The organism is Agrobacterium sp. (assembly GCF_032092815.1).
GTDB lineage: Bacteria > Pseudomonadota > Alphaproteobacteria > Rhizobiales > Rhizobiaceae > Agrobacterium.
The window spans coordinates 9978-28757 of the sequence record NZ_DAMDBP010000050.1 but is presented as its reverse complement, the minus strand read 5'-3'; the positions used below and the strand labels follow the sequence as shown (position 1 = coordinate 28757).

Below are 18780 nucleotides of genomic sequence, written 5' to 3'. Positions count from 1 at the left end.
TCCAGATACGCCTGGAAGCCTTTTCGCATGACCAATCATGCCCAGAAAGCAGCGGGCCCAATGGGACGGAGACGGCGCTTACTGTTTTGCGCATCATTTACAATCAACTCAATTTAAGCGCATACCGCTTTCCATCCGGCTCTGGTGGGAATTGTTCGCGAGTTCGAGCGGTGCCAAATTTACGTCATCCTTGCATTTCGATTATCTACCGAACATCGCTCGTATCGGTGGATGGTTTCGATGCGCATCGAACAAAGCAGAACATCTGCATTGATCGACAGACATCTCAATAGCAGTTGTTGCGTTTTCATATGGCTTTAGCGGCCAGGCACACTTGAAGCGCATGTTTACAGCAAAGCTTGGTATGAGCCCTGCTCAATGGCATCGCACGTCTCGTTAATATGCGATCGCCACAACTTTCGATCCGATCCCAATATTGAATGCTCTGGGTGAGCTCATTACCTTTCAGTCCCGTCGGGTGTCACCTGTTGACTGTCTCCCCCTGTGCCAGACTGATAGGTTGGATCTTTGTCGACCGCCTCTGGCGATCGTGACTGGCCACCTGCTGGATTGTCATCAAAGGTACCGGCACCCGAGGGAGTATTTGTCTCGATCTGCGAGGGTGTGTCTACGACAGAACCGGATGCGTCCTGATCTGTGGCCTCACCCCAGATTTCTGCCGCAGTCCAAGCAATCACCGCCAGTATAAGTGAGCATGCGAGCACGTAGAAAACGGGCTTCCCATACCTACCCTGTCTCGCCTCCGTTGAAGTGAGTGGTGTGTGATGCAAGTCAGGACTGTTTTTCTTTTCAGGCATTGGACGCTAACCTTTGTAAACGATCTCGAAAACTGCGAACCCTGTCCGCCGAACTTTCATTCGATCGGCCTTCATGAATCGTAATTTATATCCTAGTCTTTCCTCGGCTTCGTGGTGCCAGGCGGTAGCTTGTTGACCGTTGCATCGTCTGACCCGATTATGACACGGGGCTTGGCACTGGCTACTCCGTTGTTTCGTGAGGATTTTTCACCGCGGGCGAACTGCGGTTTGCTGTCCTTATGTATTTTATCCATCTTGTCGTCTGCGGTCATTTTTCTAGCCTTTTCCGTTGAAGGGGTTCCTATGCAGGATGGAGCCACTGGAGCCAGGCTCTCGCCCTATGGAACCTCAAGGTGAGGTGAGGCCTTGCCAACCAGTCGCGCTACAGTTTACCGGTCGACAGGTTTCTGCCGGAAATGTCGGCTGGCAGGCAAACCTCGTCCGCGGTATCTTTCACAGGGACGGAAACCTCATGGGGAACAGACACGCTTGGTTGAGTGTCGGGTTCAAGAGGTGTGGAGGCCGAAGGTTGGCGCATCGTACGGTCTTCTACGGGCGTGCTCGAGACCATCTGAGAAAGGCTCCCTTCAGCCGTTTTCTTTGCGAGGAATTTGCTCGGATAAACGCCCTTGATGACGCCGGCGATCATGACGGCCCACCCATGTTCATGTGGTTTGATACTGTAGCCAATTTCTCTCATGTAATGCTCCTCCTCATGACCTAACCTCAAAACCCGCAAACAGTTCCCGCTTGCGTGAGCCGGCGACATACGTTGGTGCATCTGTCCCGCTGTGAGTTTGCAATGTTCCTAAGCACCGTCCCAACCAAACTCCGCGTGCTGATTGTTTTCTTATTGGCGGAACCCACCGACCGCAGGCCAGTTAGAAGGTTTTTGGAGGATGGAAAAAAATGATGGTCATCGAAACCACTTTCAAACCAATTTGGCCGGTACCTGTTCAGATAAGGATTGGAGCAGGACGCAGTAAACAGGTCAAAGGACCTGAAGATGCACTTTACTACATCACAAATCGCTGGCCCTCCACGAAAGGGAACCGACTTGAGTTGGCGCGCCTGAGCTGCATGCGGATGCTGAAAAGACAGGAACGTTGTGATGACGCGAGGAACGCGTTCGTAAGCGCTGCCCTGGAAGCGAACGTATTGGTGCTATGATGGCGATTGGCACTAGAAAACAAGAATACCAACAGGTGAAAAGAAGACTGGTAGTGGAGCCCCAAGGTAACGCTCTACCTTCAACAGATGCAACTATGCAAGTTGATCAGTGGGCAAGCGGAGATATGCCTGTTCGAACTTACCCCAACATACCTCACTGGATTCCCATCACGGTCGCGAAACCCCCTCGCAAATGACTCGACGTTTACAAAGTTACTGTCAGTTTGCTTGACCCGATATCTTTCGTTTTGATTGGTATGTTGGGTGATGCTTGGGCCAAATCAATCTACTTGGCCCAACGCCGTGGGACGATCCACTCTTGTGGTTGTCTATTTCAGTTTCCCTCGCCTGTGGTACTGGTTGCGAAAATGATGGAATGAGCGGAGCCTGAAAGAACCTCTTCGGAGATGAGGCGCTGACGTTTAACAGTCCCGAAATACCGATTGCCTGCAGCGCGGTTCACAGCGGTATACATTACAGTTCGCTTTGTCACGTGTCGGAACACTGCTCTCTTGAGCACTTTCGCCGAAATCGCACTGCCGACCACTGCTTACGTACCGATCGTACAGGACCATCTTGTTAACACGCTTGGAAGGGTAGCGCAGTATCGCCGCCGCTTCCCGATCAATCGCATCCTGAACCGCAGTGCAGGTCATGCTGGGCGTATCATAACGGGATATCGCATGAGAGGGTGATGCTGCGATTACGGCGACTGCGAGGAGCAACGCGGTCTTCCACATGTTCAAGCCTTCAGGTCGCTTTCTGATCGATTTGATATGACACGTCACTGATCGATCGTGGTTGATATGCTTGAGGCACTAACCGCATACAGCGTCTGAAGTTCCCTGCTCGAAGAACGCATGATTACCACGCAGTCAGACGAGCAGCCTGTCAAGAGGGATATCGACCGTCAGTGACAAACCGTCCGCTCTCCACAGGCGGGTCATGCTCGCGCCAATGCCAGCAAGAGCAGCTTTCTCGAGCCGGGTACCAAAGCCCTCGCGCTGCGGGGTCATCTTGACTTCGTGATCGACATGCTCGTTCCAGCTTAATTTTACAACCTTATCATCAACGGACACATCGATCTTCAACCTGCCGGAGGGATTGGACAAGGCCCCATACTTGGCGGCATTCGTCGTCAGCTCATGCAGCAAGAGCGCCAACGATGTCAAAGCTGCGCCTTTCAGTGGCGCGTCAGCGCCGAGGATGTCAACTGAGGGGCCTTGTGGATGTTCATGCGGCGCAACGATCGCTTTCAATAATGCCGACACAGTTGTGGCTGCGACCGCCGGATCTGTCGCGCTGACATCTGGAAGCGTAAGATCGTGCGCTCTTGCCAACGCGCCCATGCGCGATTTGAGTTCGCTTGCCAGTTCCTGCACTGATGTCGCTGGCCGAGCGCTAATCGAAATCAGGCCCGTTGTAAGGCTGAAGAGGTTTTTGATGCGATGATTGATTTCATGCAGCAAAAGATCTTTATGCAGCGCGGCCTCTCGTAGTGCTTCTGCCTGAGACGCCAACGCGTCCCTTTGTTCGGCCAACTGTTGCCTTTGGCGGTAGATTTCAAAGAAAACGCCCACTTTGCTGCGCAAAATATCCGGCTCGATAGGTTTTTGGATGAAATCGACCGCGCCCGCTTCATAGCCCGTGAAGCGTCTTTCGGCACCTGTTCCTGCAGTCACGAAGATTATGGGTATGCGACGGGTTCGCTCATTACCGCGCATAAGCTCAGCGAGCTCGAAGCCATTCAGACCTGGCATCTGCACATCAACCAGCGCCAGGGCAACATCATGTTGCAGCAGTATTTCGAGCGCCTCATCGCCTGACCGCGCTTTAAGGATTAGACGATCTTCGCTTTGAAGCAATGCTTCAAGCGATAGCAGATTTTCTTCAAGGTCATCGACCAGCAAGAAAGGAACCGGTGTCATATTCAAAGTCCTTCCAAATATTCTACGATCGCGGCAAGCGAGAGCACCTTGGCTGTTGGGCAGGTCCTGATTGCTGACATAGGCATTGTTGATGCAAAAGCTGTGTGTGGATCTTGTATGATGACGGTTCCGCCGGCATCCGTAATGGTGCGCGCTCCGGCGGCACCATCATGATTGGCACCGGTGAGCACAATTGCGAGCAACCGCTCGCCGAAGGCATCCGCAGCGCTTTCAAACAATACGTCGATTGACGGGCGGGAAAACGATACCGGCTCATCGCTGGAAAGCGCGAGCGTTTTATCAGCCTCAACTAGAAGATGATAATCAGGTGGCGCAAAATAGATTGTCGAAGGAAGGAGAGGTTCCTTATCCTCCGCTTCCTTCACCTGCATAACGCATTTCGACGCCATGAGACTTGCCATGATGCTGCGTTTATCCGGTGGAACATGGACCACAATGACGACCGGCACAGCCATGTCGCCTGGCAGATGCGGCAAAAGCGCCGACAGTGCTTCAACTGCTCCCGCAGAGGTTCCGATCACGATTGCGTCGATGCTACCTGTGATCATTCTCCCACCTTCTGGTAGATTTTCTCATTACGATCAAAGTCTGCAAACTCGCCGACGTAGTCGGAGAAACGTAATGATTCTTTCGAGCCAAGTCCGAGGAAGCCCTTCCGGGCAAGGGACTCATTGAACAGCCCCAACGCACGGTTTTGGAGCTTGCGATCAAAATAGATCATGACGTTTCGACACGAGATCAGATGCATCTCGCCAAACACAGCGTCAGTCACCAGGCTATGATCAGAGAAGACGACGTTACGACGAAGTGACTTGTCGAAGGAGGCGTTTCCGTAGGCCGCCTGGTAGTAGTTTGAAAGGCTCGTCTTGCCACCGGAAAGGCGATGATTTTCCGTAAACAGACGTATCCGCTCAACTGGATAAATGCCTCTCTCCGCCAGGTTGAGAGCTTCCTGGTTGATATCCGTCGCGTAAAAAATGGTCCGATCTTCCAGCCCTTCTTCGCGAAACAGTATCACAAGGGAATAGAGTTCTTCCCCTTCACTGCAGCCTGCTACCCAGACCTTCAGGGTGGGGTAGGTTCGCAGGTGCGGGACGACATGCTCCCTGATCGCCCTGAAGTAAGACGGGTCACGGAACATCTCGCTGACCTGCACTGTAAGATAGCGCAACAGTTGAGGCAACATATCCGGGTTATGCAGTAAACCTTCCTGCAATGAGGAGAACGTTGAAAATCCGAGCTGCTCCTTCGCCTGTCTAAGCCGACGCTTGATTGAAGCCATTGCATAGTTGCGAAAGTCGTAATGATACTTCAGATACAGCGCCTCCAGCAGAAGACGTATCTCGATATCCTCAACCTTGTCTTGGACAAGCCTGTCGATCATTTCGGCATCCAGACGCGCACCAGAGACAACAGCTTGTCTACATCCAGCGGCTTGGCCATATAGTCATTGGCTCCCGCTTCAATACAGCGTTGCTGATCATCCGGCATGGCTTTCGCTGTCAAAGTGATGATCGGAAGCTTTTTCCATACAGGATTTTCGCGGATACGACGCGTTGCGGTCAGGCCGTCCATGACCGGCATCATGACGTCCATCAGCACCAGGTCGATGGGTGCACCAGCACCATCCGATACTTTTGCAAGGACCTCGAGTGCTTCGCTGCCATTGCGAGCGATATCAACAATCGCGCCGCGCGGCTCAAGGATGTTCGTCAACGCGTAGACGTTGCGAATATCGTCTTCGACGATAAGGATGCGTCGTCCTTCGAGAACTGCGTCTCTGTTGCGCGCCTTACGGATCATTTTCTGTTGCTCATCCGGCAACTCGGAAATCACCTGATGAAGAAACAGACTGACCTCATCGAGAAGTCGCTCGGGTGATTTGGCACCTTTGATGATGATCGATTTCGAGTAACGCCGCAGCCTTTGTTCGTCGTCGGTCGACAACTCCTTGCCGGTATAAACAATCACTGGAGGAAATGCGTAGCTATCTTCTGCGCTTAGTGTTTCAAGCAACGTGTAGCCAGAGGCGTCGGGCAGAGTTAAGTCGAGGACCATACAGTCGAAAGTACCCTGGCTGAGAAGATCCAGACATTCTGCCACAGTGCTTGCCGTGACGGTCTCCACGTTCAACGTCTTCAACAGTGCCGCGACTGCATCGCGCTGCACCGCATCGTCCTCGACGATCAGCACACGGTGTACATCTTGCGACAGGCGGGTCTCGAATTTTTGCAGAACTCCAACAAGCTGATCACGATTGACCGGCTTGATCAGATAGCCGATCGCCCCCAGTGCGTAAGCTGTTTCAGTGTGATCGCTGCCAGAAACGACGTGGACCGGGATATGCCTGGTTTGGACATCGTTTTTGAGTTGGTCGAGTACGGCAAGACCTGACTGGTCTGGAAGACCAACGTCGAGAACGATCGCGCTTGGCGTAAATTGCTTGGCAAGCCGCAAGGCTTCCTCAGCTGATCCCGCAACGATCGAATTGAAGCCCAGTTCCCGAGAGAGGTCGCGCAATATCTCCGCGAAAGAAGCATCGTCTTCAATAACAAGCAAAATGCGTTTGTCGCCTGACAGCAGCTCACGATCATCTTCCAGTTTATGATGAACTGGTGTTGCTGTTGCGGGAGCTTGCACACTTACGGTCGAAGGCGTGGCGTGCTCGCGTTCCTCTTTGGGCAAAACCAAACCTGGGTCATAGTTTTCGGCAAGCGAGAACTTGAAGGTGCTGCCCTGTCCCAACTGACTTTCGAGTTGAATTGTCCCGCCGAGGAGGCGCACGAGCTCCCGTGAAATCGAAAGTCCGAGACCGGTCCCGCCGAACTTGCGACTGATGGTGCCATCGGCCTGGTGGAAAGCGTCAAACACAGTCTGGTGATTTTCTGTGGCGATACCAATGCCTGTGTCGGATACAGAAAATACCACGCCACCATTAGAGTTTTTTGTTATGCGAAGATCGACATGACCTGTCTCGGTAAACTTGATTGCATTGGACAGAAGGTTTTTGAGTACCTGCTCCAGCTTTTGCTGGTCGGTATCGATCGTTTGCGGAACGTCTGCAGCAACGTCGATCACGAGTTTCAGCTTCTTGTCACTTGCCAAAGGTTGAAAAAGCTGACGCAGGTTGTTGGTCAATCCTTCGATAGCAACTGTCTCTGGCCTGATGTCCACATGCCCAGCCTCGATTTTGGATAGATCGAGGATGTCGTTGATAAGATTGAGAAGGTCCTTACCGGAAGACTGGATTGTCCTGGCGTATTTGACCTGGTCTTCGGTCAGGTTTTCATGAGGATTATCGGCAAGCAGCTTCGCGAGGATCAGAGAAGAGTTGAGCGGCGTGCGCAATTCATGTGACATGTTTGCAAGAAAGTCCGACTTGTATCGGCTCGCTTGTTCCAACTCTCGCGCTTTCAGACGGACTGCAGCGTTTGCCTGTTCGAGATCATCTCGCTGCCCTTCGAGCTGCTGAGCTTGCTCCTCGAGCTGTGAGTTCGTCTGCTCCAACTCCGCCTGCTGCTGCTCGAGACGCGTCTGTGATTCCTTCAGGGCGCGGCTTTGCTCTTCAAGTTCCTCATTCGAAACCCGTAATTCCTCGCTTTGGGTCTGGAGCTCTTCGGATTGACGCTGGGTTTCTTCGAGCAGATCCTGAAGTTCGCCGCGATAAATTGCTGCACGCACTGCTGTCGCCATCGCCTCCGAGGCCCGCCCCAGCAATTTTATCACGTCATCGGAGACCTTTTGAAGGAAACCGAGCTCGACGACCGCCGTCACAGCTCCGTCGACTTCTCCGGGGAGGATGACAAGGTGACGCGGTTTTCCTGTTCCCAATGCCGATCCGAATTCGAGGTAGCCGTCTGGCACTTCGTCAACGATAATCTCACGACGCTCGGCGACTGACTGGCCGAGCAGGCCCTCACGAATGTCGAATGTTTCCGGGACGTTTGCTCCAGTCGGAACACCATAGCATGCAGCTCGTTCGAACCGGACGCCTTTTCCGGTATAAACTACGCCGGCAACCGCACCGGTATACCCGGCCATGAATTCGAGTATGCTCTTGCCAAGACGGTCCACCGATTGATCGCCCATCATAGCCGAGGCCAGCTGGACTTCTCCAGTCTGGAGCCACTCGTCGCGACGGCGTGCCAGCGTACTGCGCCGTGATCGCAGCAGTCAAGAGAAGGCCCAAAGCGGCCGCCATGACCGTACTCACAAATGCAGTTCTCTGGGCGGAATTCATGTCGTTCAGCCGTTGCAGCCGCACATCGGACTCGCCACCCGCCATCGCTGATATCTGGGCTCGGATAGCATCCATTTCCGTCTTGCCCCGGTCCGAATTGACAGCCGCAAGCGCAGCTTCCAGTCCAGCACTTCGCCTCACGGAGATTGTGTCGGCAAGCTCAGCCAGTTTCCCGTCAACGCGCTGGCGCAAAGTGGCGAGACGGCGATCCTGGCCCGGGTTCATTCCGGTCAGGAACCCCACCCGATCCAATTGCGCCGGAATAGTCTCTACGGCAAGGTTGTATGGCGCCAGATAAGATTCGTTGTTGGTGAGCAAAAACCCGCGCTGACCGGTCTCTGCGTCCTGCACTTTCGAGAGCAGTTCATCCAGGGCGACGATCGCGACATGCGTCTGAACGACCCGTTCGTTTCCTTCCCGCAAAGCTTGCAGGTTTCTGTAAGATACGATGCCGCTCGCTACAAAAAATGCGAAGGCGCAAACAAGTCCAACAGCGACTGCAGGGTCAAATCCAAGTCTGAAGTTCTTCTGCGGCGCGCGGCGTCGGTCCATTTAAACTCTCATAGCAATTTGAAAAGTGGGACCGGTTCAGGCCCATTCGATAATATTCAGTCAAGCCGAATTGAGAGACTGAGAAGGAGGAGTTGGAAAATGATCAGATTTGCCAAACAATTACAACAGTTTTGGCTGTACGCTAGCGTACAATACAATTGCAGGCGGCTTGTCGAGGTTATTCTTCCGCGTTCGCGCCAATCAATCCCTTTTTGCACCAATCTTTTTGTAGCCCTTCAAAGAGCACATCCGGACATCGTTCACCACGCTGATACCTGGCGAGTATAGTGGAACGGTGAGCAAGCAATTCGTCCAGTGATCCGTTGTTCAGTTGGCACCATTCCAGCATCAAGTCCGTTACGAAAATGATATCACCGCCCTCAAGGACCGTTATGGTCTCTGACTTAGCCGTTCGCATTCCATGTCCTGTATATCTCCTCTATCTGACTTTTAGCCTGACCAATGCTACACAGCGGTGCAATTGACATGCCGTGGCAGCCTCGTCTTGAAAAATCGACAATTCATTGGATTAAGGCAACTCACAGATATCGTCTCACATAGCACCATTGCTGAGGTATCGCGAGGTCATTCAACCTATGTTTTGTCCGAACGAAGCCGGCACGCCTGAGGTGCCAAATCCTCGACAATTGGCGACGGCAACACGAACTTCCAAGCTGGGAACAAATCCAACTGCGTCGATATTACGTAGCAAGTTCAAAACGTATCATATCGCAATCAGACCGACTGAACACAGTCTGTCGCGGCGCCAACATGAGAGAGGATGAGATGAGCAAAAAGGCAATTTCGCAGCCAGTTGCACTCGCGTTGTTCATCGTAATTGTTTTGGGCGTGGGCATAGCTTTGGGGATATTTTTCAGCCCTGGGGAATGGTACGCGGCACTGAAAAAGCCGCCTTTCAATCCGCCCAATTGGGTATTTGGCCCAGCATGGACAGTGCTCTATGTCCTGATAGCGGTTGCAGGGTGGCGTATTTGGAGGCGTGCTGGATTGTCGGCCGCACCGATGAAGATCTGGTACTGCCAGATGATCCTGAACTGGCTCTGGACGCCGATTTTTTTCGGAGCTCAATCGATGGGTGTTGCTCTGGTGGTTATTACCTGCCTGCTTTTTGCGATCATTTTGTTCATCGCACGCTGCGGTGATGTTGTGGCAGGGCTTTGCTTCATACCATACGCATTGTGGGTATCATTCGCATTACTGCTGAACGGGTCACTGCTTTTTCTAAACGGCTAAAGATTCCGCACTTCAGGCACATACGCTTGCAGGAGCGCTTTCCAATGATCCGCGACCAACCAAGGCTCGTCCAGGTGCCAGCGCATCCTGGCATTAGTTGATTGGAACTGTATGCATCTTTGCGCCGTTACATGAACTTGGATTGTAACGGAGGGTGCCATGCCGGACATAGGTGCGCGTTTCGGATATTCTGGCGTTCCCCGGTGCCCAGTTGATCCTCTCAAACTCGTGTACGTAAACCCAGCCAAGTTTTCCTCCTCCATTATTCATCCCAAATCAGGACTGGTACGCCGTTAAGTGCCAAGGTGATACCTTGGGATGCGTTCAGCACATTTGCCAACGCACGACGGTGAACCCGCGAAATCGCAATGAGCCATCAAAAGACCAAAGCGAGGCCGGCCAATGACTGACAAGGTTAAATATTCTCCATATCAAATGCCAACAGGCGGTTGGGGGTCCGTCAAATCACTCGCGACAAATGCGATGCAACAGCGAGCAGCAAGAGCCATACCGAGTCTCCTGAAGGATCATAACAAGACCGGCGGATACATGTGCACCAGTTGTGCTTGGGCCAAGCCGAAGAAAGCGCATCTTGCGGAGTTTTGCGAGAATGGCGCCAAGGCAACCTTCTGGGATTTGACAGCCAAGCGCACGACCCCGGATTTTTTCGCCCAACATACCGTAGCCGAATTGTTGCAATGGTCAGATTATGAACTCGAAAATCAGGGACGCCTGACACATCCGCTGCGTTACGATCCCGTCACCGACAAATATTCGGAGGTAGGATGGCCAGAGGCATTTGCCGATATTGGCGCGAAACTCAAGCAATATGACCGCAAGAGCGTCGTGTTTTACGCGTCAGGTCGCGCATCACTTGAAACCTCTTACATGTATCAGTTGCTGGCGCGGCTTTATGGTAACAATAATCTCCCGGACAGTTCGAACATGTGTCACGAGACCACCTCTGTCGCGTTGCCGCAAAGTATAGGGACCCCGGTCGGTACAGTTCTCTTGGAGGACTACCAACACACGGACTGTATTTTATCGTTTGGTCAGAATGTCGGAACAAATGCACCTCGCTTGCTCCACAGTTTGCAGGAGGTTCGTGAGCGCGGTGTGCCGATCGTTGTGTTCAACCCCCTGAAAGAGCGTGGATGGCAGGAATTCGTAAATCCACAGCGAGCATCGCAAATGATCCCCAACCGGCCAACAGAAATTGCAACCCAATATTATCAGGTCAATGCGGGCGGTGATATCGCCGCCATGATTGGCATGGCCAAGTTTCTGTTCGATTGGGACGAAGACGCGAAGGCCGCAGGTCAAGAGCGGGTTATTGATGAGATTTTCATAACCGAGCACACCACCGGCTTTGGAGAGTTTGAAGCGCATGTGCGAAACACCAGCTGGAGGGATATTCTGGACGCTTGCGGCCTTCCCAAGGCTGCGATTGAAGCCGCAGCCCAAACCTATGCCAAGGCACGATCGGTCATGGCTCTCTATGGCATGGGTCTCACCCAACACCGCCATGGTGTCAGCAATGTGCAGATGTTGGTCAACTTGCTACTCATGAGGGGGAATATTGGCAGACCTGGCGCTGGTATCTGTCCAGTCCGGGGGCACTCAAATGTTCAGGGACAACGTACCGTCGGCATCGCGGAAAAGACAAAACTCGTGCCCCTGGATAGGCTGGCGAAGCAATACGCGTTCGAGCCACCGCGCGAAGACGGCTTGAACACGGTGGAGGCGTGCGAAGCTATCGTTCGGGGCGAGATCAACGCTTTCATAAGTCTGGGCGGCAATTTTGTTCGCGCCATTCCCGAGCGAGAATTGATGGAGCAGAAGTGGCGCCATCTCGATCTATCGGTACAGATCGCCACGAAACTGAATAGAAGCCATTTGGTGACCGCGGCGACGACCTATATCCTGCCCACCCTCGTGCGCACCGAAATCGATGAACAGGCTACGGGGCCACAAATTGTCACGATGGAGGATTCAACGACCTGCATTCATGCGTCGCGCGGGAAATTTGCCCCGGCAAGCGATGTATTGCGTTCTGAACCCGATATTGTCGCGCAAATTGCCAAGCATGCTCTCGAAAATAACCCCACTGTGCCCTGGGATGAATGGGTAGGGAATTATGCTCTTGTGCGCGATGCAATTGAGGCAACCTATCCAGAGCAATTTCGAGACTTCAACAAACGTCTCGACATACCAGGAGGATTTGCCAGACCAGTACCGGCGCGCCACCGTCAGTGGGAAACAGAGACAGGCAAAGCAAGTTTCATTGTGCCGAAGTCTCTCTGTTCAAGCTTTGCGCAAGGAGCGGGCGACGATGTTTTAAGGCTTGTTACGCTCCGCTCAAACGACCAGTTCAACACCACTGTCTATGGTTTCGATGATCGACTGCGGGGTATCCGAGGCTCGCGAATGATCGTGATGATGAACCCGAATGATCGTGTGCGTCTGGGCATCACAAAAGGCGGCGATGCGCGACTAACCACCGCAGTCGATGATGGCGTCACCCGGACAATCGTACTAAAGGTCATTGATTATGACGTCCCAACGGGAACTTGCGCCGCCTATTATCCTGAATGCAATTCGCTGATACCGCTTTGGCACTATGCCGAAGAGAGCAAAACACCAGCAGCGAAGTCCGTCCCCGTATTGGCAGCACCGGCGTGAGTGGGGCTCAGCGGTTTAATCCCAACCACATTGGCTGCTTTTGAATGCGCTTCAGGTTATTTCAGTATCTAGCGCCTTTCAGGATTTTCCGATTTGGACGTCTGAGTTCAGAACTGTAAGGTCCGGCTGCTGATTTGCCAGCTGGATAAATCCGTCCCTTGCTCCATCTGTATCTTTTCCTGTTTGTAAACACTTGAAACAAGCCAGCAGTACTCTTCGATGAGATGGGCTTTTGGCGAATGGCCAATCATATTCGAGAACATCAATTATGCCGTTGACCGTTTTGATGTCCCACAATCTGCGTTGCTCATCAAAACTCACCCGAATGGGTTCTATCGATATGGTTCTCATTACCGTGCTCCTTCGCGAACACCCAACGAACTTGGCAAATCCCGAAATGTTCCGGACTGTCTTTCTCGTTGGTAGAACGACCGCTCTGCAGGGTCGCTGACCAAGCGCAGCAATTTTTCACGGTTTCCGCCGATGATGAATTTGTGCACACGCCGCTCGAGGCACGTGATAAGTGGATACGCGATGTCTGTTCAGTGAGTTGTGACAATTCTTGAGCGACAATAAATCTCCCTGAGACCTTGGATAACTGGCGGAGGACTGAACCGAAACAATCTTCAAGTTTACACCGAGCACGGGTTGTTACGAAATGGACGAGCGTTACGCATCCATGTTAAATTCTTCAAGTTCACTGATCATATCAAGCGCCGCCCTGACAGCCTTCTCGTCGGTCATGGCTGGATCAGCGGACATTCTGATCGTGATCAGATCATTGCCTTCAGCCTTGAATTCAACCGTGACAGTCGTTTCTGTTGTCCTCGCAACGTTGATGTTTCTCAGCAGCACATGCTCATTCCTCCGCAGTGTCAAGTTCGATGGATGAATGGGCCGAGTTGAATTCCTCGCGATCGAGGTATCGGTTTGTCTCGCCGGCATCATCATCCGGGTGCGAAATTTTCACTTCGACGTGGGGTGGCAGCGACGTTGCCTGATCCGCGTTCATAATTCCAATCGGAAGCAATTCGTCCCCTACCTCAGCGACGACCTCAACGACTTTCTTCTCCATTGCCACGACCATCCTTCTATGAACCTTATGTCCTTAACATCTTGGGCCCCTGGATTGTTCCAGCGGCTACGGGGCTGGCCTACCAAGACCGGTTCGAGGTTGGTGCGGTGACAACGTCGAGATCTGCCCTGCGGTCTTGTTGCCATCATGCAGCGTCAGAGCAATAGTCGGAAAACCGTCAGGGACGAGGCCGACCTGTGAGAGGGCTGCCTCGATCGCGTCGATTATGTCCGGCTGCATTTGGCCTGCTCAATAATTTCCTGCTTAGCCAAGGCACCCGTAAAACAGGTGGTGGTAACCTACCCTCTGCCTCGGTTGTGAAACGGTTCTTCAAGTCGCAAAGTCGGGCGAGCGTTGCGCCTCATCCAGTTGACATCAGGTGAAGGCGGTCTCCGAATTACAGCACTCGAAGCAGGACCGACCACTAAGCCAGTTGCGAACGTAGCGACGGTAGATGAACGCCAGCCACGAAATTTCCTTGCTTTCGCATTCATACGGAACCAGAAGTTGACCAGCGCGTTCACGTGCAGTTCGACGGGGCCAAAAAATCAGGAAAACGCATGAGTGCTACCAACCCGGATTGCGGGCGTCTTATCCGCGACCTCGACTGGGCTTCCAATCCTCTGGGGCCGAGGCAAGAGTGGGGTGTCGAATTGAAGACCCTCACGAATGTCATGCTCGGCTCGCTTCAGCCTATGCTTATCGTCTGGGGTCCATCACAGATCACCCTGTATAATGATGGTTACGCTACGATGTGTGGTAACCGTCATCCACAAGCCTTTGGGAAGCCATTTTACGATCTGTGGCACGACATCTGGGATCAGGTAGACCCCATTATCACAGCTGCCTACAACGGACATGGCACGGCTATGGACGATATTCAGTTTACGATGCATCGGAACGGTTATCGTGAAGAAACCCATTTCGCTTTTAGTTACACGCCTGTCCGCGATCCTTGGGGAACGGTGCTGGGTATGTTTTGCGCTTGCAATGAAATCACCGCGCAGGTGGCCATGGCACGAAAGGAACGCACACAGCGCGAACGCTTCATGCAGGTGTTTGAGCTCAATCCCGGCGGCATCGCCATGCTCGTAGGTCCTGACCACACGTTCGATTACGCGAATGAACAATATTATGCGATGATCGGCGTCGGACGCGACATTATCGGCAAGACCGTGGCCGAAGCAGTCAACGAGGTTGTTCGACAAGGATTTATCAAGATACTTGATGATGTCTATGCAACCGGGGAGCCCTTTATTGCGAAGAATATGCCTGTTGAACTCAATCGCGGCCCTGAAGGGGAAATGCAAACCCGTTTGATTGACCTTGTCTACCAGCCGATGCGTAATGAAGACGGTTCGGTAACGGGAATTCTGGTACAGGCACAAGACGTCACGCAACTGCGTGCCGAAGAGGAGCGGCAGAGCCTTCTGTCCCATGAGCTGGGCCATCGGCTGAAAAATCAGCTGGCTATGGTGCAGGCAATCGCTTCGCAGACCTTGAGGACCGCACCTGACGTCGCCACGGCTCGAAAGCGCTTGTCGGACAGAATAGCGGTACTGAGCGACGCTCACGATATTATTCTGGAAGGAGGGCGCGGCTCCTCAACCGTCACGCAATTGGTGGGGCAGATGACTGCCTTGCATGACGACCCAGCCAACACGCGTATCAAGGTGTCTGGCCCAAACCTGCGGATCGGTTCACGTCCGTCGCTTTCGCTGTCGCTAATACTCCACGAACTGGCCACCAATGCCTTAAAATATGGCGCACTATCGGTGCCATCGGGAAAGATAGACCTTAGATGGCGTGTCGGAGGCTCGCAACGCGATCGATTTGAGTTGGAATGGATTGAGAGCGGAGGTCCGTCTTCTAGCGCGCCGGCGTCCAGTGGGTCGGGTATGCGTCTGATTTCAGCTGGCCTCAACGGCACGGCCAACAGTTATGTCAACATCGAACACGGTCATGAAGGCATCCGTTGCCTTATCACAGCAGACCTTGAAACTTTCCAGAAAGAACATTGATGCAGTCTCGCCCTTTGCTCGTTGTGGAAGACGACGGATTGATCAGAATGGACATTGTCGACATTCTGGTCGACGCTGGCTACCAAGTGCTCGAGGCCGCCAATGCCGATCAGGCTCTGGATATTCTGGAACGCGAGCCTACTATCTCCGCACTACTAACCGACATCGACATGCCGGGCTCGATCAATGGACTGCACCTTGCCAATCGTGTGAAAGAACAACGTCCGCACTGTAAGATTTTGATCATTTCAGGCCGCTACAGCCCATCCCAAGGAAGCCTTCCCGATGAGGCGCTTTATCTCTCCAAGCCTATCTCCGAAGAGCAATTGGAATCCGCGCTCTGTCGAATGGCTATAAAGCCGTAATGCGCGCCGAAGAGAACATTGACGATTGCGAGACACTTCGTCTGCATTACTCGCCAAATTCATAATAAGATCCCCGGGCACGGTGATAATACCGTAGAACCCGCTGACACTTTCGTGGACGTGCTGAACGTCATATCAAAAATGACCCCAGGAAGATGAGTGTTCCCAAGGTTGTCATCAAACCGATGAGCGCAACCAGGCCATCGCGACACAGCAAAGCAGCGCCAAATAAGGCAACGGATGCCATCGGGAGAGTGCTCGCAAATGGGATGAACTCAAGGGCGGGGACCATGGTTGCCAGGCAAATCGCACTGAAGGCAATCACTTGAAGCAGTGGCGGTTTGGTCACCCAGCGCAGGCGCGCCTTCAATACAATATCAACGTATTTCGCAGGTGATTTCAATCTGCCGAGGATCTTGTAAAGCCTGGCGCTAGAAACTTGCTGGCGCTCTATAAAATCCGGCAACCACAGATGTTTGCGATTTAAAAGCACCTGAAACGAGAATAACGCGACAATCATAGCGATGATGGTTGGCAGACCAGGTATGCTGCCGATCGGGCTGACCTCGATTATGGCCGGCACCAGCAAAAAGGGTCCGAAACTGCGCTCGCCAAGTGCTTCGCGAATTCGATGTACGCCCACGGTCGAACCAGATTGGGATAGTTCGATCAAGGTGTCGATTAGGCTGGTCAGCGTCTTTTCGTTTTCGCCTGTCTCTTGACCATCCGTGACCATGATTATTTTCCATGAATTGTGATCGGACTGTGAGCGGCGAGCGTATTCATCAGCACATCTGAAGCCAGAAAATGCCAGGGAAAATTACCACCGTGGAGAAAGTGCTGGCCAAAGCGCAATAACGTATGATGCGGTTCAACCCCTCACCAAAACGGTTCTGCTGCCACATGATTGTCGTCAGGTAGATGACCGTCGCGCTTGCCAGCAAAAACAGTATGATAACAAGGGCGCGGAGCGAGGTGAACCCACCCCACATTGTTGCTTGCAGCCCCATTTCGCATCCCACCGCCTGCACGCTGTAAAGGCACAGGAAAAATAGCGCCCATAGGGTCAAAGGCCCGATTAGTAGGAAGAGCAGCTTGTAGCGCGACATTTTATGCTCCCCCTCTCAGGGTCGTGAAAATGTACGGGTAACAGGAGGCGACAAAGACAATCGCCAGACAGTAACCATGCCAAAGACGGGCGATATGAAGGTCGTTCTGGCGTGTTACGGAAATGTATCCGCTGGACAGTCGCCAGATACAGAAAGCTGCAAATATGCCCCCCAAGATAAGGTGAAGCGTCATGTAGCTTGAAACCGCAAACTTAACCGCAATGAGTGCATGCGATGTCGCCATCGTTTCTGACCAAAGCTCACTTAACTGCAAGCCTCCCGCCGTCAGATATGCCACAAGCGAAATGAGGCAAAGCCCTGATCGCCAGGCCTTTTGCGACGTTGCAGCGAGCCCTGAGGTGGTGGCGATAACGCCAACCAACATGATGATCAGTGACGCATTGGTCGGTGCAACTGCTGTTGTAACTGGAGCGCCAGTCAGCCAGAGAAACAGGCCACCAAACAGAAGAGATGAAAACAACGTTGCATTGGCGACAAGCGTCAGACGCATTGCGAAAATGCTTGGGGCATCTCTGTTTTCAAAATGCAGCGGCAGGTCACAATCCGATGCGGCATGAAGTCGGCCCCGGTCCTCTTGGGCGTGTGCATTGCGGGTCCAAAGCATAAAGAGCGACAATGTTGCAACGATTGCGACGATGGCCAAGGCGTACAGCTTGAAGAGAAGCGACACAAAAAAACATCCGGTAGCCAAAGCTGTGAAAAGTGGCAGGTAAGTCGGTTTCGGTAACAGGATAATCTGGTTTGCCTGGCCGGACACGGCGTCGACACCAATGGTCTCCATCCAACCATGACGAGCAAAACCAAGATAACCCTGTCCTGCAGCAAGATTTGCGCCGAGTTGATCAATGTCGAGGTCATCGGCACGTCTGCTGATTTGGGGGATGGATGCAAAATTATAGGAGGGCGGCGGTGTCGGCATCGCCCATTCAAGAGTACCCGCCTTCCAGGGGTTCCTCCTGAATGGTTTGCCAAACAGGAAGATCAGAACGATATCCAGAGCAGCCAACATAAAGCCCATCGCCATGATGAAGCTGCCAAAGGACGACAAGAGGTTCCACCATTCCCAGGGTGACGCCTCGGGATAGGTGTAAATCCTACGGGGCATCCCCAGCAAACCTGTCAGGTGCATCATAAAAAATGTCAGGTTGAAGCCGCAAAATATCATCCAGAACGCGGCCCGTGACAGGTGTTGAACGGGCTGGCGGCCGCACATATGCGGCACCCAATAATAGAGGCCTGCAAGCATCGGAAAAAGAAAACCGCCAACAAGAACGTAATGCAGGTGTGCTACCACAAAATGGGTGTCATGGGCCTGTTGGTCAAATGGGACCATGGCGAGCATAACACCCGTCAGACCCCCGATGATGAACACGAAAAAGAAGCCGAATACATGCAACATGGGCACACTGAGTTGAGGACGACCCTGGGCAAGGGTCGCCAACCATGCGAAAATCTGGATTGCCGTCGGGATAGTGACAAGCGCGCTGGCCGCAGAAAAAAAAGATAGAGCAACATGGGGTATAC

At 52.8% G+C, this 18780-nt stretch carries 18 protein-coding genes and 1 pseudogene; 6 read left to right on the top strand and 13 right to left on the bottom strand.

Features of this window, described 5'->3' with window-relative positions; all coding sequences use genetic code 11:
- Positions 1-283: 283 nt before the first annotated feature.
- Positions 284-400 (top strand): AraC family transcriptional regulator, encoded by a 117-nt coding sequence (locus RT613_RS23895; protein WP_409558873.1) that lies wholly within the window; start codon positions 284-286, stop codon positions 398-400.
- A gap of 800 nt (positions 401-1200) precedes the next feature.
- Here RT613_RS23895 and RT613_RS20840 read toward each other — a convergent pair.
- On the bottom strand, positions 1201-1518 hold the full coding sequence (locus RT613_RS20840) for a hypothetical protein (RefSeq protein ID WP_313618293.1): 318 nt from the start codon (positions 1516-1518) through the stop codon (positions 1201-1203).
- 209 nt (positions 1519-1727) lie between these two features.
- On the opposite strand from RT613_RS20840, the gene RT613_RS23890 reads away from it, so the two are divergent.
- Entirely contained in the window at positions 1728-1988 is a 261-nt protein-coding gene (locus RT613_RS23890; protein ID WP_409558872.1) for a DUF982 domain-containing protein, read from the top strand.
- Between the two features lie 875 nt (positions 1989-2863).
- Here RT613_RS23890 and RT613_RS20835 read toward each other — a convergent pair.
- The 5 genes and pseudogenes from RT613_RS20835 to RT613_RS20815 form a co-directional block, all read right to left on the bottom strand.
- Positions 2864-3916 (bottom strand): response regulator, encoded by a 1053-nt coding sequence (locus RT613_RS20835; protein ID WP_313618292.1) that lies wholly within the window; start codon positions 3914-3916, stop codon positions 2864-2866.
- Positions 3917-3918: 2 nt separating this feature from the next.
- A complete protein-coding gene (locus RT613_RS20830) occupies positions 3919-4485 on the bottom strand; it encodes a chemotaxis protein CheB (protein ID WP_313618291.1) in 567 nt (188 codons plus the stop codon).
- Positions 4482-5321, bottom strand: a complete 840-nt coding sequence (locus tag RT613_RS20825) for a CheR family methyltransferase (RefSeq protein ID WP_313618290.1) — start codon at positions 5319-5321, stop codon at positions 4482-4484. Before RT613_RS20825 ends, RT613_RS20830 begins: the two co-directional genes overlap by 4 nt.
- Positions 5318-8029, bottom strand: a complete 2712-nt coding sequence (locus tag RT613_RS20820) for a response regulator (protein WP_313618289.1) — start codon at positions 8027-8029, stop codon at positions 5318-5320. The genes RT613_RS20825 and RT613_RS20820 overlap by 4 nt, the downstream gene beginning before the upstream one ends.
- A gap of 217 nt (positions 8030-8246) precedes the next feature.
- Positions 8247-8729 (bottom strand): annotated as a pseudogene (locus tag RT613_RS20815) (CHASE3 domain-containing protein); the annotation flags it as partial.
- Positions 8730-9515: 786 nt separating this feature from the next.
- Here RT613_RS20815 and RT613_RS20810 point away from each other — a divergent pair.
- The gene (locus RT613_RS20810; RefSeq protein WP_313618288.1) at positions 9516-9983 is read left to right on the top strand and encodes a TspO/MBR family protein; all 468 of its coding nucleotides are present in this window, start codon (positions 9516-9518) and stop codon (positions 9981-9983) included.
- 402 nt (positions 9984-10385) lie between these two features.
- Positions 10386-12665 (top strand): FdhF/YdeP family oxidoreductase, encoded by a 2280-nt coding sequence (locus RT613_RS20805; RefSeq protein WP_313618287.1) that lies wholly within the window; start codon positions 10386-10388, stop codon positions 12663-12665.
- A gap of 78 nt (positions 12666-12743) precedes the next feature.
- Here RT613_RS20805 and RT613_RS20800 read toward each other — a convergent pair whose 3' ends face one another.
- From RT613_RS20800 to RT613_RS20785, 4 genes are all read right to left on the bottom strand, one after another.
- Entirely contained in the window at positions 12744-13016 is a 273-nt protein-coding gene (locus RT613_RS20800) for a DUF982 domain-containing protein (RefSeq protein ID WP_313618286.1), read from the bottom strand.
- A 318-nt stretch (positions 13017-13334) separates the two neighbouring features.
- Positions 13335-13520, bottom strand: coding sequence for a hypothetical protein (locus RT613_RS20795; protein ID WP_313618285.1), 186 nt, complete (start codon positions 13518-13520; stop codon positions 13335-13337).
- Between the two features lie 4 nt (positions 13521-13524).
- A complete protein-coding gene (locus RT613_RS20790; protein WP_313618284.1) occupies positions 13525-13740 on the bottom strand; it encodes a hypothetical protein in 216 nt (71 codons plus the stop codon).
- A 66-nt stretch (positions 13741-13806) separates the two neighbouring features.
- Positions 13807-13980 carry a hypothetical protein gene (locus RT613_RS20785; protein WP_313618283.1) on the bottom strand — a complete coding sequence of 58 codons (174 nt, stop codon included), beginning with the start codon at positions 13978-13980 and terminating at the stop codon, positions 13807-13809.
- Between the two features lie 320 nt (positions 13981-14300).
- On the opposite strand from RT613_RS20785, the gene RT613_RS20780 reads away from it, so the two are divergent.
- Both RT613_RS20780 and RT613_RS20775 read left to right on the top strand, forming a co-directional pair.
- Entirely contained in the window at positions 14301-15761 is a 1461-nt protein-coding gene (locus RT613_RS20780; RefSeq protein ID WP_313618282.1) for a PAS domain-containing sensor histidine kinase, read from the top strand.
- A complete protein-coding gene (locus tag RT613_RS20775; protein ID WP_313618281.1) occupies positions 15761-16126 on the top strand; it encodes a response regulator in 366 nt (121 codons plus the stop codon). Before RT613_RS20780 ends, RT613_RS20775 begins: the two co-directional genes overlap by 1 nt.
- Before the next feature lie 130 nt (positions 16127-16256).
- Here RT613_RS20775 and RT613_RS20770 read toward each other — a convergent pair whose 3' ends face one another.
- From RT613_RS20770 to RT613_RS20760, 3 genes are all read right to left on the bottom strand, one after another.
- Entirely contained in the window at positions 16257-16862 is a 606-nt protein-coding gene (locus tag RT613_RS20770) for an exopolysaccharide biosynthesis protein (protein ID WP_313618280.1), read from the bottom strand.
- A gap of 49 nt (positions 16863-16911) precedes the next feature.
- Positions 16912-17235, bottom strand: coding sequence for a hypothetical protein (locus RT613_RS20765; RefSeq protein ID WP_313618279.1), 324 nt, complete (start codon positions 17233-17235; stop codon positions 16912-16914).
- A gap of 1 nt (position 17236) precedes the next feature.
- A partial coding sequence (locus RT613_RS20760; protein ID WP_313618278.1) for a cbb3-type cytochrome c oxidase subunit I occupies positions 17237-18780 on the bottom strand: 1544 nt, incomplete at its 5' end.